The organism is Sphingobacterium sp. HSC-15S19 (genome assembly GCF_050433745.1).
Taxonomy (GTDB): Bacteria; Bacteroidota; Bacteroidia; order Sphingobacteriales; family Sphingobacteriaceae; genus Sphingobacterium; species Sphingobacterium siyangense.
In genome coordinates, this window is record NZ_JBNPWQ010000010.1 from 128,784 (window position 1) to 144,509 (window position 15,726).

18 protein-coding genes are annotated in these 15,726 nt (G+C 39.5%); 12 read left to right on the forward strand and 6 right to left on the reverse strand.

Features of this window, described 5'->3' with window-relative positions; all coding sequences use genetic code 11:
* Nucleotide 1 precedes the first annotated feature (1 nt).
* Both L1283_RS10400 and L1283_RS10405 read left to right on the forward strand, forming a co-directional pair.
* Nucleotides 2-1,096, forward strand: a complete 1,095-nt coding sequence (locus L1283_RS10400; protein WP_429626097.1) for a dipeptidase — start codon at nt 2-4, stop codon at nt 1,094-1,096.
* A 160-nt stretch (nt 1,097-1,256) separates the two neighbouring features.
* Nucleotides 1,257-2,498 carry an MFS transporter gene (locus L1283_RS10405; RefSeq protein ID WP_088162146.1) on the forward strand — a complete coding sequence of 414 codons (1,242 nt, stop codon included), beginning with the start codon at nt 1,257-1,259 and terminating at the stop codon, nt 2,496-2,498.
* 96 nt (nt 2,499-2,594) lie between these two features.
* Here the strand turns inward: L1283_RS10405 and L1283_RS10410 are convergent, their stop codons facing one another.
* Both L1283_RS10410 and L1283_RS10415 read right to left on the reverse strand, forming a co-directional pair.
* The gene (locus L1283_RS10410) at nt 2,595-2,939 is read right to left on the reverse strand and encodes a hypothetical protein (protein ID WP_088162145.1); all 345 of its coding nucleotides are present in this window, start codon (nt 2,937-2,939) and stop codon (nt 2,595-2,597) included.
* A gap of 94 nt (nt 2,940-3,033) precedes the next feature.
* On the reverse strand, nt 3,034-4,815 hold the full coding sequence (locus L1283_RS10415) for an ABC transporter ATP-binding protein (protein WP_088162144.1): 1,782 nt from the start codon (nt 4,813-4,815) through the stop codon (nt 3,034-3,036).
* A gap of 181 nt (nt 4,816-4,996) precedes the next feature.
* Here L1283_RS10415 and L1283_RS10420 point away from each other — a divergent pair, with 181 nt between their 5' ends.
* From L1283_RS10420 to L1283_RS10445, 6 genes are all read left to right on the forward strand, one after another.
* Nucleotides 4,997-6,076, forward strand: coding sequence for a Glu/Leu/Phe/Val family dehydrogenase (locus L1283_RS10420; RefSeq protein ID WP_088162143.1), 1,080 nt, complete (start codon nt 4,997-4,999; stop codon nt 6,074-6,076).
* A 60-nt stretch (nt 6,077-6,136) separates the two neighbouring features.
* Nucleotides 6,137-7,084 (forward strand): transcription antitermination factor NusB, encoded by a 948-nt coding sequence (gene nusB / locus L1283_RS10425; protein ID WP_070565546.1) that lies wholly within the window; start codon nt 6,137-6,139, stop codon nt 7,082-7,084.
* Nucleotides 7,085-7,111: 27 nt separating this feature from the next.
* A complete protein-coding gene (locus L1283_RS10430) occupies nt 7,112-7,573 on the forward strand; it encodes a DUF1573 domain-containing protein (RefSeq protein ID WP_120332687.1) in 462 nt (153 codons plus the stop codon).
* A 26-nt stretch (nt 7,574-7,599) separates the two neighbouring features.
* Complete coding sequence (yajC, locus tag L1283_RS10435; protein WP_120332688.1) at nt 7,600-7,917, forward strand: preprotein translocase subunit YajC; 318 nt, start codon at nt 7,600-7,602, stop codon at nt 7,915-7,917.
* A gap of 255 nt (nt 7,918-8,172) precedes the next feature.
* Nucleotides 8,173-8,412, forward strand: a complete 240-nt coding sequence (locus L1283_RS10440; RefSeq protein ID WP_088162140.1) for a hypothetical protein — start codon at nt 8,173-8,175, stop codon at nt 8,410-8,412.
* On the forward strand, nt 8,391-9,140 hold the full coding sequence (locus tag L1283_RS10445) for a hypothetical protein (RefSeq protein ID WP_313418502.1): 750 nt from the start codon (nt 8,391-8,393) through the stop codon (nt 9,138-9,140). The genes L1283_RS10440 and L1283_RS10445 overlap by 22 nt, the downstream gene beginning before the upstream one ends.
* Nucleotides 9,141-9,261: 121 nt before the next feature.
* On the opposite strand, the gene L1283_RS10450 is transcribed toward L1283_RS10445, so the two are convergent.
* Nucleotides 9,262-9,897, reverse strand: a complete 636-nt coding sequence (locus tag L1283_RS10450; protein ID WP_088162138.1) for a hypothetical protein — start codon at nt 9,895-9,897, stop codon at nt 9,262-9,264.
* 316 nt (nt 9,898-10,213) lie between these two features.
* On the opposite strand from L1283_RS10450, the gene L1283_RS10455 reads away from it, so the two are divergent.
* Nucleotides 10,214-11,203, forward strand: coding sequence for a BtrH N-terminal domain-containing protein (locus tag L1283_RS10455; protein ID WP_088162137.1), 990 nt, complete (start codon nt 10,214-10,216; stop codon nt 11,201-11,203).
* A gap of 98 nt (nt 11,204-11,301) precedes the next feature.
* On the opposite strand, the gene L1283_RS10460 is transcribed toward L1283_RS10455, so the two are convergent.
* Complete coding sequence (locus L1283_RS10460) at nt 11,302-11,502, reverse strand: helix-turn-helix domain-containing protein (protein WP_088162136.1); 201 nt, start codon at nt 11,500-11,502, stop codon at nt 11,302-11,304.
* A gap of 6 nt (nt 11,503-11,508) precedes the next feature.
* Nucleotides 11,509-12,180 (reverse strand): hypothetical protein, encoded by a 672-nt coding sequence (locus L1283_RS10465; RefSeq protein ID WP_088162135.1) that lies wholly within the window; start codon nt 12,178-12,180, stop codon nt 11,509-11,511.
* Nucleotides 12,181-12,605: 425 nt separating this feature from the next.
* Between L1283_RS10465 and L1283_RS10470 the strand changes: the two genes are divergently transcribed.
* The 3 genes from L1283_RS10470 to L1283_RS10480 are packed head-to-tail and all read left to right on the forward strand — an operon-like array spanning nt 12,606 to nt 15,100.
* Entirely contained in the window at nt 12,606-13,556 is a 951-nt protein-coding gene (locus L1283_RS10470; protein ID WP_313418494.1) for a CdaR family protein, read from the forward strand.
* Nucleotides 13,557-13,566: 10 nt separating this feature from the next.
* Complete coding sequence (gene coaE / locus L1283_RS10475; RefSeq protein WP_182331282.1) at nt 13,567-14,142, forward strand: dephospho-CoA kinase; 576 nt, start codon at nt 13,567-13,569, stop codon at nt 14,140-14,142.
* Nucleotide 14,143: 1 nt separating this feature from the next.
* Nucleotides 14,144-15,100 (forward strand): exonuclease, encoded by a 957-nt coding sequence (locus L1283_RS10480; RefSeq protein ID WP_312352506.1) that lies wholly within the window; start codon nt 14,144-14,146, stop codon nt 15,098-15,100.
* A gap of 44 nt (nt 15,101-15,144) precedes the next feature.
* Here L1283_RS10480 and L1283_RS10485 read toward each other — a convergent pair whose 3' ends face one another.
* Nucleotides 15,145-15,552, reverse strand: coding sequence for a hypothetical protein (locus L1283_RS10485; protein WP_075993279.1), 408 nt, complete (start codon nt 15,550-15,552; stop codon nt 15,145-15,147).
* Nucleotides 15,553-15,726: the final 174 nt, after the last annotated feature.

A 15,726-nucleotide genomic window follows, 5' to 3' on the forward strand; every position in this document is an offset into this window, starting at 1 on the left:
TATGTACGAATTTGAAATGCCATTTTTGGTCGATGCACATTTGGATTTGAGTATGAATGCCATGGAATGGAATCGGGATCTTCGATTGCCGATTACTGAACTGAACCGTAGGGAAAAGGGGATGGATGACAAACCTGATCGGGCTAAGGCAACAGTCACTTTTGACGAATTGCGTCGTGGTCATATTGGTTTGGTTGTTGCCACTCAAATCGCTCGATTCGTAAAACCCGAAAGTTCTTTACCAGGCTGGTACTCACCGGAACAGGCATGGGCACAAACACAGGGTCAGCTTGCATGGTATAAAGCAATGGAAGCCGATGGCCAAATGAAAATGATCTGTACAAAAACTGATCTGGACCAGCATTTGGCGCTCTGGTCGGATGGCAGTGATCATGCCGATAAGCCAATCGGATATCTGCTGAGTCTGGAGGGTGCCGATTCCATTGTGGATATCAGCTATCTCGAAACAGCCTATAACTATGGTTTAAGAGCGATTGGACCAGCACATTACGGGCCAGGTAGATATGCCAATGGAACAGATTCATCCGGCAAGCTTAATGAGCAGGGAATAAGGTTGTTGCAGGAAATGGAGCGATTGGGGATGATATTGGACGCGACACACCTAAATGATGATGCTTTTTGGGATGCTGTACAACGTTATCAGGGTGCGATTTGGGCCAGTCACAATAATTGCCGCAAGTTTGTGGACCATAATAGGCAGTTCAGCGATGAAATGATTAAGACACTTGTGGAGAAAAAAGCGGTGATCGGTGTAGCGCTCGATGCTTGGATGATGGTACCGAATTGGGTCCGCGGTGTATCCGACCCTAAAACAAGTAATTGCTCCATGGATATCATGGCCAACAATATTGATCATATTTGTCAATTGGCAGGAAATGTCGATCATGTTGGGGTGGGGAGCGATTTAGACGGAGCATTTGGACGTGAGCAGTGTCCTTATGATCTGGAAACTATTGCTGATATCCAAAAAGTATTTGGTATCCTGTCAAAAAGAGGGTATGATAACACGGATCTTGAAAAGATTGCCAGCAAGAACTGGCTTAATTTTATGCGAAATGCATTGCCCGAATCTTAAGAAAAGATAATCGAATCTTAAGAAAAGAAATGGAGACATCCTTGAGCACAAATAGGTCAATAACCTACCCAGATGATAGCATGTCTTGAAGAGCAAATAGTTAACAATAGCGAAGCCGATTAAACGAATCAAAACAAACACCTCCAACACCAATTAATAGATGAAACCAGTATTACGCGTGCAATTGTCCCTGATGATGTTTTTAGAGTATTTTATCAAAGGGGCTTGGTTTGTAACTTTGGGAACATACCTCATTAAATCGCTCAATGCCTCGGGTATGGAGGTCGCAAATATTTTTGCGACACAATCCCTTGGTGCTGTATTTGCTCCTTTTTTTGTGGGTTTTGTCGCCGACAGGTATTTTAATGCCGAGCGGGTACTTTCAGCATTACATCTCCTTGGAGCTGCACTACTTTACGGGATGTCGCAAGCACCGGATGCGACACATTTTTATCCCTATGTATTTGTCTATTTTATGGCTTACATGTCTTCGCTATCCTTATCCAATGGAATCGCATTCCGGCATATTGAAGACGCGAAGAAGTATTTTCCGGGGGTACGCGTGTGGGGAACGATCGGTTGGATCTGTTCGGGACTCGTGATCAGTTATTTGTTCCGTTGGGATGCTCCCGAATCGATACAGGCAGGTGCCCTGCATAATACCTTTATTATGGGCGCGGTTTGTTCGTTATTATTGGCGGTCTTCAGTCTAGCATTGCCAAAAACACCACCACAGGTGAAGCTTAGAGATGAAAAGTTTGATTTTGGAAAGGCAATCGGTTTGGATGCATTGAAGCTTTTAAAACAGCGGAGTTTTCTGATTTTTTTTGTAACAGCAATTGTCATCTGTATTCCCATTTCGTTCTATTATCAAAATGCGAACCCATTTTTGGTCAACGCCGGAATACCCAATCCCACAGCAAAAATGGCATTGGGGCAATTTTCCGAAGCCATCTGCTTGTTGTTGATTCCATTTTTCTTTAGACGCTTGGGGTATAAAAAGATGATTTTACTGGGCATTGCGGCCTGGGCACTCCGTTATTTGTTTTTTGCTTACGGCGACGGACAGGAACGGTCATTCTTATTGCTGTTCGGAATTTTATTGCATGGCATCTGCTATGATTTTATGTTCGTAGTGGGTCAGATCTATACCGATCGAATTGCTGGTGAAAAATACAAAGCTTCTGCACAGGGTCTTATTACCATCGCGATGTATGGTGTAGGTATGCTGATCGGATTTTGGGTTGCCGGTGCTGTTTCAGATTACCTAAAAACAGCTTATGCTGCTCAATTTTGGGAATATCTTTGGTTTATTCCAGCAGGTATTTCTGGTTTTTGTCTTGTGCTATTTGCCCTGTTTTTTAAAGAGGAGAAAGCGGTGCCGGATATGAAAGCTAGCTAAAGATGCGCTACGTTCAATTAAAGGCAGAACGTTCATAAAAAACGATAACATGGAGCATCTTTGATGGGAAGGTGCTCCATGTCTTGAAAATGTTGATTAGATCATATTGAACCATTCCTGGTATTTTTCACCGATAAAGGGGAGTGGTTTCCGCTCTCCGGAAAATGCGGATATTAATCCTAATATAAGAGCAATAAGTAGGAGCAATCCAACAATACTAATGGCAATTCCGCCAATACCTGGAACAAAACGTAACAGTCCCAACGCCATTCCTGTTACTGAAATTCCTATACTTTGTCGGATATGGAATTGCGCTAAAGCAGTCTTTTCCTTGTTGTTCATAATGATGGCAGCAACAAGGCCGATGATGGTTAAGTAAGAAATAATAGCAATTGTTTTTCCGTCACTTGACGTAGCCTTCTGAATAGGGGTTCTCTCCATGATCCTTTAATGTAAAATGTTTGACTTAAATATTTAAGTCAAATTTAGGAGAGATATCCCTTCCATCCTTTAGCTGAATTCAGGGATATTTTAATTATCCTTCGACACTTTCCAGTAATTGCTTTTCATGGAGTTCAAAATATTCACCTCTTTTCTCCATCAATTCAGCATGTGTACCCTGTTCCACAATTTCTCCTTGATCCATCACCAATATATGGTCTGCATTCTTGATTGTCGAGATGCGATGGGCAATAAAAATACAGGTCTTGCCTTTCATGATGCGGCTTAGCGAACGGAGAATTGTTTCTTCTGTTTTTGTATCCACGGCTGAAAGACAGTCATCAAAAATCAATACTTTGGGTTCCTTAATTAAAGCGCGTGCGATGGAAACCCGTTGTTTTTGTCCACCGGAGAGGGTGATACCACGTTCCCCAACGGCGGTTTCAAATCCATCTTCAAAAGCTATAATGTTGTCGTATACAGCGGCATCTTTGGCGGCCTGTTCCACTTGTTCCTGTGTAAAGTGATCTAAACCAAAGCCTATATTATTTGCAATGGTATCTGAAAATAGGAAAACATCTTGTGGGACAAATCCAACTTGTTGGCGTAAGCTTTTGAAGTCAAGGTTTTTAATTTCAAGACTATCATAATGAATACTTCCGTTGTCGATATCATACATCCGAAGGAGTAAGTTGGCCAGTGTAGATTTTCCGGATCCTGTTTTTCCGATAATAGCAAGTGTTTTGCCGATCGGAATTTGGAACGATATATTTTTAATCGCCTGAATACCCGTTTCCGGATAGGTAAAGGAGATCCCATCAACCCTGATTTCACCCGCTAGTTCTTGGGTAGCTGTTCCGTTAACAATTGGAGATTCAGTATGGAGAAATTCGTTGATGCGTTTTTGTGAGGCTGCAGCACGTTGTACCAATGAGGTAACCCAAGCCAAAGACATGGCCGGGAAAGTCAACTGGTTGACATAGATGATAAACTCAGCAATATTTCCGGCAGTGACTGTTCCTTTGGCAACTTCAATTCCACCAATATAAATGGTGATTACCGTACTGAGCCCAATCAGCAATAGAATAAGCGGAAAGAAAACAGCCTGTACTTTGACGAGATCAAGAGCCGTATTACGGTAAATGGTACTTTCCTTCTCAAATTCCTGCATTTTATTTTGTTCTCTGGTATAGGTCTTGATGACGCGGATACCAGCAAAAGTTTCCTGCACAAAAGAAGAAAGGTTCGCCAGTTGTTTCTGAATTTTTAAGCTACGCTTGTTAATAATCTTATTGACAAATAAAATAATAACCGATAGAACCGGTATTGGCGCCAATGCATAGGTCGCCAACCGTCCATTGACACTATACATCGCATAGATGACCATGATCGATAAAACTACGGTATTGATCGCATACATGATGGCGGGTCCGAGGTAGTTACGTACCTGATTGACATCTTCGGTGGCTCGGCTCATGAGATCTCCGGTATTGTTCTTCCGAAAGAAACCGAAGTTTAAATCTTGGTAATGATTATAGATCTCATTTTTGAGGTCGTATTCAATATAACGCGACGTTAAAATGATCGTCTGACGCATAAAGAATAAAAATATGCCCCGCAACAGCGAAAGTAGGAGAACGACGAAACCAAAAAACAGGAGACTGGTGCCAAAAACCTGGTAGATGAGTTCCTGTCTGTCGAAACCATCAAATAGACGGTATAGATAGATGTTTTCCTGTACCAAATCAAATGCTTCGCGGATTACCTTCGCAGGCAATACCCCGAAATAGTTGGAGATGATAACAAAAATAACCCCTGGAATCAGTTTCCAGCGGTATTTATAAAAGTACTTATTTAAGTAGGCGAGATCCTTCATATTACGAATACAAAAGTAGGACTAATTCATCAAAATGCTTTACGATTTGAGTGAATTTACTGTCATTCGGAAATCAAATGTTAAGTCTTGGATAAAAAAAGTTGTTATGCACAACGAATAATTTTCCTACTTTTGCATCAAGTACCTTAAAAAATTAAAACAAATTAGAGTAGTACATTTTATGTCAACATCTCAAAATTCTATTTTTGAATTGATGAGCCAGTCTGGCCATCAAAACTTATTTTTCTGTAATGATGAATTAGTGGGCTTGAAAGCTATCGTTGCGATCCATGATACAACCTTAGGGCCTGCGATAGGAGGGGTTCGTATGTTACCATACGAAAGTACAGAAGAAGCTATTGAGGATGCTTTACGTTTATCCAAGGCTATTACGTATAAATCAGCCATCACTGGATTGAATTTAGGCGGTGGTAGTGCTGTTATTATTGGGAATAGCCGTTTGGACAAATCTGAGGTTTTATTGCGCCGTTTGGGCCAGTTTATTGAAGGATTGAATGGTAATTTCATTGCTTCTTTGGATGTAGGTACCACACAACGCGATTTAGAACATATTTATACCGAAACTGACCATGTTGCTGGTTTACCAAAAGCAATTCATGGCAGTGGCGTTGGTGATCCTTCGATCTTCGCTGCTCAAGGTGTTTATTTCGGTATAAAAGCCTGCTTAAAGGAATTATACGGATCGGAAAATGTTGCTGGTAAAAAAGTAATTGTACATGGAGTAGGTGGTGTTGGTGAGCGTTTAATTGCGATGTTGCGTGAAGAGAATGCGCGTGTATATGTAAGCGATATTACGGAAGAAAAAATGCTAAAAGTAGCGGCTAAGTACAAAGCTGAACCAATACCTTACGGTGAAGTATTCGATCACGAATTTGATGTATATTCTCCCTGTGCATTAGGCGGTACCGTAAATCCAGAATCCGCACAGAAAATGCAATGCAAAATTATTGCTGGTTCTGCCAATAATCAATTGAAAGATGAACTTGTTACAAGTTCTATCCTTCATGAAAGAGGTATATTATATGCCCCTGACTATTTGATCAACGCTGGTGCATTAATCGGCTGTTATTCAGAAATTCAAAATTATGGTGTAGATCACACTGAATTTGTGATCAAAAATATTTATAATGCGACTAGAGACGTGTTAAAAAAATCAAAAGAAGAGAATATCTCTACTTTTGAAGCGGCTAATCGCATCGCGGAGAAGCGTATCCAAGATATTAAAAAAATCAAGAGATAGTCTTCATCCCAAAATCGTTCTTATTTATTATTTTATAAAAAATCGTTCTTTAAAATTACTATGTTAAACAGGAGACACCTGAGGGTAAAAGTAGTGCAAACGCTTTATGCGTACAGTCTTTCGGAAGATAAAGACATCAAAACATTTGAAAAAGCACTATTAAAAAATGTGGATGAAGTTTATGAGATGTATATGTGGACACTGAATCTTTTAGATGAAGTATCTGATTATGTCTTAATAGATGCAGAGGGTAGGGCCAATAAGTTTTTACCAACTGAAAAAGACTTGTCTTTAACGACCAAGTTAAGTACAAACACTTTTATTGAGTCATTGAGACAAAATCCACAATATGGAGAAGGTGTCAAAAAGTATAAGATTTCCTGGAGCTTTGACCCGGAGATCGTACGTACTGTATTTTTGCAGTTAAAGGATTCTGAAGCTTATTTGGAGTACTTGCAACAAGAAGATCGTTCGATCGGTACGGAAAAAGATATCATCAAGCATATCTTTAAAAAGATCATCTTGAAATCGCCGGTTATAGAGCAGGTTTTTGAAGAAAAATTCATCAACTGGCCGGTAGATAAAGAAGTATTGCAAGCGTTGATTGCGAAGACTTTTAAGAATTTTAGTTCTGAAGATCCACGTAAAAATAAACTTGCAGAGATTACGCAAAACTGGAATGATGATAGCGATTATGTCATTGCATTGTTGGGTAAAACTATCCGCAATACAAATGAGTATCAAAAGCTTATCTCTGAGAAAACGAAGAATTGGGAATCAGATCGTATTGCCTTAATGGATACATTATTGATGCGTATGGCCATATGTGAATTGGTTAATTTTCCATCTATTCCAGTGAAAGTGACAATAAATGAGTATATTGAAATTTCTAAGGTATTCAGTACATTGAAAAGTAATACATTTATCAATGGTATCTTGGATAAAATACTGAACGATCTGAACCAACAAGGAAGAATCCAGAAGGCAGGTCGTGGTTTAAGAGATTAAAACCAAACGCATAAATAATTTATACGAATGAAAAACTTTGGCAAATATTCGGTTTTAGCTTTGTCGGCAGTACTTTTATTTTCTTGTGGAAATGCACAAAAAGGAAAAGAAGAAGGAACCACGACAGCGACTGAAACAGCAGCTGCGGATAGCCTTTCTAAGGCAGCAGCACAATTGGGAAAAGTAGAATTTGAAGAGTCTGCATTTGATTTCGGTCAAGTAAAAGAAGGCGCACAGGTAAAACATACCTTTGTGTTGAAAAATTCGGGTGATGCACCTGTTATTATCTCGAAAGTGACTGCTTCATGTGGTTGTACGCAACCTGAGTTTTCGAAAAGCCCTATTTTGCCAGGTGGAAAATCTGAGATCCATGTAACTTTCAATAGTGAAGGACAGGTTGGTAAACAGCAGAAGATCATTACGATTCAATCGAATGCTTCCAATGGCTTAACAACGGTGCAGCTCAAAGGCGAAGTATTAGCAAAATAACACATTATTAAACGATATAATAGAAGATGAACACAGTATTATTACAAGCAGCGGGAGGCAATTTGATGAGTTTTTTACCAATGGTTTTGATTATCGTGGTATTTTATTTCTTCATGATCAGACCGCAAATGAAGAAGCAAAAAGATCACAAAAAATATATTGAGGAACTTGGTGTGAACTCTAAGGTTGTTACAACAGCTGGTATTCATGGCCGTATTGTAGAAGTATCAGACACTACTTTCTTAGTCGATGTAGGTTCGGGTGTAAAAATCCGTTTTGATAAATCAGCAATTGCTTTAGATGCTTCTAAAGCTGCTAACAATACGGAGAAGAGTGCTTCATAAGCTTTTTCCTGAAAGAAATGAAAGCCAGTTTTCGTAGAAAACTGGCTTTTTTTATTATGTTCCCGGTAAAACGATTACGCTGGGGAACGAATCCCGAATATAAAAAAGGTGCACTGGTATCCCTGATTTTTGATAACATAAAATAATATTTTGGTAGCAATTTTATAATTTCGTCTTACGAGATTTAGTCTAAAATGTATCCCTATTCGAATTAGTATAGTGAATATTTTGTATATTTAGACATCGGAGGTTATTATGACATCATTAGAATTGAAAGAAGAACGCAGAAAATTAAATCAAGCAGCGAAACAGGCTTCTGAAATTGCGAATAAGGAGAACCGGGCTTTAGATTTATCGATCCAGATCATTGAGGGCGGATATGTTGTTGAAAAACGTGTAGACGGAAGTCGTCAGATTATTAAAAAAATAGATCGGATAAAGAGTAAAGTTAAATTAAAAAAAGGTATTGTTTTATGCCTAGGGCCAAAAGATTGAGGGTATTTGCCGGTCCAAATGGTTCGGGTAAATCAACTTTATATAAGCAAATCAGTAGCCAGTTTAATACTGGCTATTTTGTTAATTCAGACGAAATTGAACAGGATATTAGTAAAGCTGGATTTATAAATCTTAATAGGTTTGGATTAAAACTTACTCAGGAAGACTTGGATCAATTTCTAGGCAGGGATCAATCTATAAGCCTATTACGGAAGGCCGAAGAGTCAGGACACCCTATATCTATTGCTATCCGTGAAAATATGATCGTAGATAAGTCTAGAGATACTCATAGTTATGAAGCGTCACTTATTACCTCTTTTATACGGTATCATTTGCTCGAAAATGGTATCAGCTATTCATTTGAGACTGTTATGAGTCATCCGTCCAAATTGGATGAAATTGATGAAGCAAGTGAAAGAAAGTATAGGACGTATTTTTATTTTGTTTGCTTAGATGACCCATTGATTAATATTTCTCGTGTTGAAATTAGAAAAGAGAAGGGTGGTCATGGTGTGCCAAAAGATAAAATCGTCGAAAGATACTATCGTACACTGACCAATTTATTGCCAGCGATAAGAACTTGTGAAAAAGCTTATCTATTTGACAACTCAGGTGAAACAATGGTTCTGATAGCAGAAGTATTTCGTGGAGAGGTTACTATTTTATTACCGGAAAATAAACTTCCAAATTGGTTTATTCAATACGTTGTCAATAAAATTGACGAATAAGCTTTTTCCTAAAAGAAATGAATGCCAGTTTTCGTAGAAAACTGGCTTTTTTATGTGATGCCTTTTAATTTCATCGTTTAGCTAACTGCGACGGAGCAGTGCTCGATACGATAACAATGCTTTAGATTACTCCACAATAAATGGAATTCGAAAAACCGCCATCTAAGGTATCCCATATTCCGACATAGACATGGAAATCAGTGGTTTTTCGCTTTAGCCGGTCAAATTGAAGGGAACAAGAACCTTCGCTTACGCTTGCGATAGAAGTTCTTAAATGGGATTCATTAAACGGGTCCAATAATACCAGGTTGATTTTATATACGCTATCACTATATTGATCATCTGCTTCCCAGCTCAGGTCGATTACATCATTGTTGATGCTGACTTGGCAGTTGGATAATGGGGTTAGCGAACCAGAAAATAGAAGCAGTCGTTCTGGATTAACAAAAGGGTTATTCTCTGCGTCTATTTCGATGGCCTCCTTAAAAATATGTCGTTGTGCCAATTGGAATGCACCTACGCGACTTCCTTTTTCAGCTAAAAACTGGTAACCAAATTCGAGAAGCCGCTTATTATGGCCGGCAAACTTGCCGGCTACTTGCTGTTTTTTTCTGTTTAAGAGCTCCGCCGCACTTGGTGGGGAGCTGCGTTTTCTTTTTGGGCCGCGCACTACATTTTGATCCTTCAACATGTAGGCACTCACCGATCCAAATTTACCAATAATAGGTCCATTTGGACCGTTTTGTAAAATTGCCATAGCTATTCCTCTTTTAGTTTATAATTCTTGTATTGAGCTTATTATCAATTTACTACTATTTTCTCAATTACTTTAGTAGTAACACTATTTTTACAGGGGATTAACAGGGGGTTAGTAGGGGATTGACCCCTGTTATACCCCTGTTAACCCCCTGTAATACCCCTGTAAAACCCCTGTAAACATAAAACGTAACAGTTGTCAAATACAGTCGTTTTTGCGATGTTATTCTCAACGGTTTTTCATTTGTTTTTAGGGTTTAATCCACTGCTGACATCGGGCTGTCGATTGAGGGAGTAACTTTATGAAAAAAAACGATATGAAAAATCTTAGACCATTTGATGGGCAGCATTGTGAAACAACGGCAACAGGTACATTACTTGCCCATATAGGCATTGAACTTTCCGAGCCGATGCTTTTTGGACTGGCGGAAGGGCTCAGTTTTATCTATTGGAAAATGAAAACCATGGATTTTCCATTTTTGGGCGGACGAATAAAACCAGATCTCCTGACGCAGCATATCTGCAAAAATCTCGGTCTAAACCTCAGCGTTCATGAAACTTCTTCAAAAGTAAAAGCTTGGCAGGCTGTACAACAGCTCTTGGATAGGGGGCAACCGGTAGGCTTAAAACTCGATGCCTATCATCTGGAGTATTTTGCAAAACCCTTTCATTTCGCGGGTCATTATGTAGCTATTTATGGCTATGACCATGATAATGCCTATCTGGTGGATACGCGGCAGCAGGGTGGAAGCGTGCTTACATCCCTTGCGAGTTTGGTGCTAGCTAGGGCTGAGAAGGGGCCTATGGCGTCTAAAAATCTGTATTACACGATAGCAGGTAGTGGTGGGGATTTGGACTTGAAAGAAGTGCTGATTGCTGCAATGGTCAATAATGCAAAGGAATATCTTGCACCACCCATCAGCAACATTTCATATAAAGGAATTTTGAAAACTGCTGAGGAATTGACCAAATGGTATAAGACGAGTCATGCGATTGAAAGTGAGTTTAAAATGGCTGCAAATTTGATGGAAAACGCAGGTACTGGTGGCGCTTTGTTTCGAAATCTATACCGCGACTTTATAAAGGAAAGTTATGATCTGCTCCAAATAGAGCAGATCGCTGAGGTTCATCATGAGTTTGCGCAGATTGCATTATTGTGGACATCCTTGTCGGAATTGTTTAATCAAATTGCGGAGACAGTCAGTTTCGATGACCTGCAACAGGCGTCAGAAATTCTCAAAACCCTTGCCACAAAAGAGAAAAATGCAATGAAGCTGTTGGTTTCATTAGAACACGGTGTTAGCTGATGCGGTTTCCTGTAAAAACAGGGTTTGTCTGTTTCTATGTTAGCTTAATTTTGAGATAAAGAGAGATTTGGCACTATACTGTTCTGTATCTTTTTGGTTTACTCCATATCAAGAATGTCTCCAGGTTTGCAGTCCAGTACTTTGCAGATGGCTTCTAAGGTTTCAAACCGGACGCCTTTAGCCTTACCTGTTTTTAAGATGGAAAGATTCACAAGGCTTAAACCGACTTTCTCCGATAATTCTGTCAAAGACATTTTACGCTTAGCTAAGACAACATCTAAATTAATTATAATAGGCATGTTTAATTAAATAAAGGATTCATTCTCCCTACTTAAGACGACACCGGATTTAAAAGCTGCGCCAAAAGCTAATAATACTAATCCAATGATTGTCTCCGTATCGAAAAGATGTGTTCCATTGTGTAACATATAGTCCGAACTATTTAAACTTAATTTTGTAATACAATTAAGGAAAAATTCCTGTGTAATCCATCTCATAACAGGCAAAAGCATCAGACAGAATGAGCTGAAAACGATTAATGAAGCATTTTTATCCGTAAAAAATGTATTATTACTAAACGATTTAAAAAGTTTCTGGACAACGAGAATTAATAAACCAATTAGAATCCAGTAACATAACTGTGCGGTTTGATAAAGAATAGATGAGAAGGAAAGTAATTCTTTCAGGGATTGAAATCTCAACTGAACGAAGCCCTTCGCTTGGTAAGGACTGATAATCAATGTGTCCTTGAACCAGTGATCCAATGTTTGAGAAACATCCTTTTGTTGATTTGCTGGGCCATCTGCGGCTTTGGGTATTATATTAACATTATAAACCCCATAAGCTTTGAGACCGCTACCTGCGGCAGGTATGCCGGATGAAAATAGATTTGATGCCAAGAATAGGACATAGAATACCATTACTACGCGAGAAAGATAGTAGAGATATCGCGCTGTGTTATTAGTGGATAGTTTCATAATTGATTTTTTTTGATTAACACAAATTTAATTAAATTTAAAATAAAACATATATTATTTAATTTTTTATTTTAAATTTTTATTGAATTATACTATTTATTCAAGCTATGGTTGTATTGGTTGCCCTTTCGATTACAGTAATTTAGTCTGGATTTGATCAAGCTATCTTTCGGTTTTGACCAAATTTTAAGTACATCTTATTTGGATAGATGCATGCAATTGGTGTTTTTTACTTTGGATGATCGTGTCTGCCTTTACGAACAGATCAAGTGCTCTCCTTATGAAAGATGTTCATGGATTTTTTGGGGTGGTAAGTGAGTTGTCGTTTGGCAGACAATTTTTTATTAGCTGATTTATACGCCTAGTGGACTAAGTTTTTATTTGCCTATGGGCTGATTTTTACGCAAATTGATTAAGTTTGTATCATGGCGAATGCAGTTCGAATAAATAAGACCCAACGGCGTAAGATTAATGTCTTCGTGCGTTGTGTTGGAATTTCGTTGTTAGCTTGGTTATTGTTTTCGATCTCCAATCAATATACTGTTTCCGTCAAGGCGGCGATTGAATATGTCAATCTTCCCGAAAAACGCGCATTTCACCCCCAGCAATCCGATACGGTAAAAGTGAAGCTGGAGATGACAGGATGGCAATTCCTGTTTTCCAAAGCTGCTTTGGAAACCCCAAAGGTTCAGGTGGACCTAAGCTCGTTAAAAACCAAAGACTGGATTGTTTTTTCCAACCAATTGGGCTTTATCAACCGACAGTTTCCACATGAACAACGCGTGGTGTCAGTTAGCCCAGATACCTTGTTTTTTGATTTTTCCAAACAGACCCAGCGTAAGGTGCCTGTAAAACCCCTTGCAAATATCGGATTTAAACGTGGCTACGGTTTTATCGCTGACACCAAAGTTACACCAGCTTATGTGACAATCACCGGACCTTACGAGGATGTTTCGGCTATCGAGTATTGGGAAACGGATACCGTTAGGGGGAAAGAAGTCGAAACCGACGTTCGGACCGTGGCCAACCTGGCACGTAACCAAAAAGCGAATATCAATGTTTATCCGACTTCGGTCGAGGTGCTCATGCCTGTAGGTGAATTGACAGAGAAAATAATCGAGTTGCCCGTAAAAGTGGAGAATGGCCAACGTTATAGCTCGGTCAGGCTTAGTCCGAGCAAAGTTGTCGTCACGGTGTTGATGTCTGTCAAAGATTATAATACCTATACATCGCGAGATTTTGAAGCGGTGGTGGATTTGTCCGATTGGGAGAAAAACGAGGTGCAATATCTGCCTATTTTGCTGACCAAGGTACCGGACTATTGTAAGGTAATTAGCATTGTGCCTCAAAACGTGGACTTTTTTGTACGTAAATAACAATATTTTCATGAAGATTGGAATAACAGGTGGAATTGGATCCGGTAAAACATTTATCTGTCAGCTTTTTAAAGCCATGGCTGTACCTGTTTATAATGCTGATGATGAGGCGAAGGAATTGATGAATACCGATTTGCGAATCAAAGCTCGCTTAATTGCGGAGTTCGGCGAAGAGACCTATAAGGATGGGAAACTGGATCGGGCTTTTTTGGCTGAACAGATATTCTCCGACAAGGCGAAGCTCGAACTTGTGAACGGCATTGTACACCCCGTCGTCATTCAGGCGGCAAAGGACTGGGCTGAACAGCAAAAGTCCCGTTATTCACTCAAAGAGGCTGCTTTGCTTTTTGAAAGTGGGTCCTACAAGGATCTTGATTATACCATACTGGTTACTGCGCCTTTACCCATACGCGTTAAACGTGTCATGGAACGTGATGCTGTTACTGAGGAACAGGTCATGGAGCGAATTAATAAGCAACTATCTGACGAAGAAAAATTAAAATTGGCAGACTTCGTCATCATTAATGATGGAACCACTCCGCTATTACCGCAGGTGTGGACTTTGCATCAAAAGTTTCTAAAATAATATGATGTCTACACTATTGGCTGACTTCTTAGTCAGAAAGCCAGAAGGCTATTACTGCCGTTATGGTGATTTTTTTATTGATGCCAGCAATCCCGTTATGCACAATGTCGTATCTCATGCCCATGGCGATCATGCCAGTTCAGGACACGACTATGTGTATGCCACACATGCGACTTCAGTTTTTATGACTTATCGGTATAAACAAAATCGCAAAGATTCTTATCAGGTCAAATTGTTTAATAGTCCCTTTAAAATAGGTGCAGTCGAAATCACATTTTTACCAGCAGGTCATATACTGGGTTCAGCACAGATTCTAATGGAATATCGGGGGGTACGTTACTTGTACACCGGCGATTACAAGTTACAAGCTGATGATACCTGTGAGCCGATCAAAGTGCAGCAGGCTGATGTCCTCATTACGGAAAGTACCTTTGCAAATCCGGATATCAGCCATCCCGATCCGGCGGAGGAGATAAAAAAACTTGATGGACATGCCAGTAATATCTTATTAGGTACTTATGTGTTGGGCAAGGCGCAGCGAATTACTGATTTGATCAACAGGTACTGCCCGGATCGAAAAGTGCTTGTGCATAGTGGAATATTGCCTTACCATCGCCTTTATGATCAACACGGGCTGAAGAAATTAGACTACGAGCCCTACAACAGAAAAGAAATGAAACAGGGCGAACAGAACAAAGTTTACTTGGTACCGCCGATGACCTTCAATAGTTATTTTAGGGCGACCAAAGTATTACGTGCATTTGCCTCAGGCTGGAAACGTTTACAGGTACAGAATGATATCGAGCTGTATATTTCTGATCATGTGGACTGGAATGACATTCTTCAGTACATTAAGATGGTAAATCCCAAAGAAGTTTGGACACTACACGGTGACGGAAGCATTTTAAAACGTTATTTTAACGAAAAATTGATCGTGCGTGATGTGCTTTCTGCATAAGTAAGTTGTGTCGATAACTCCGCTGGTAAACACGGCGGAGTTCACTATTTCATATTGACAATTTTGTCAACGATATAAACCGTGTTTCCGCGCCAGGGAAGCACACCATGATATTCTTTGTAGCGCAGATCGAAGTATTTTCCACTATTGAGCTCCAGTTGACGGAATATCGAATCATCTTCAATAGAAAATTCAAATTGATTGCTGGCGATACCACCCGTTTTGATACTTCCAAATCCCTCCTGGATGAGCTTGCCTTCGTAGGTCTTGAAAATATTGCCCTTTTTTACAGCATAATTAAGATAGCCAGATTTTACACCTTCACCGAATACATAGTAATACTTCCAGTAAACATAGGAGCCAGCCCCCACAAGGAGGAAAAGGATCAGCAGCAGTAAGAACTTCTTAAATCCGGATTTTTTCGGTTTTTGTTCGGGTAAATTTTCCATCATGTGTGCTAATTAAAACCATTTAATGCAGTGACTAGGACTATGCGCCGGAACGATGATTTTTCTGTCCAACGGATAGTTTCATCTAAAGATAATTAATTAACAGCATAATGACGAATGCATTATACCTAGATTAACGCTTGGTTAGCCGAGTGATTGTCGTTTTGTGCTGTATTA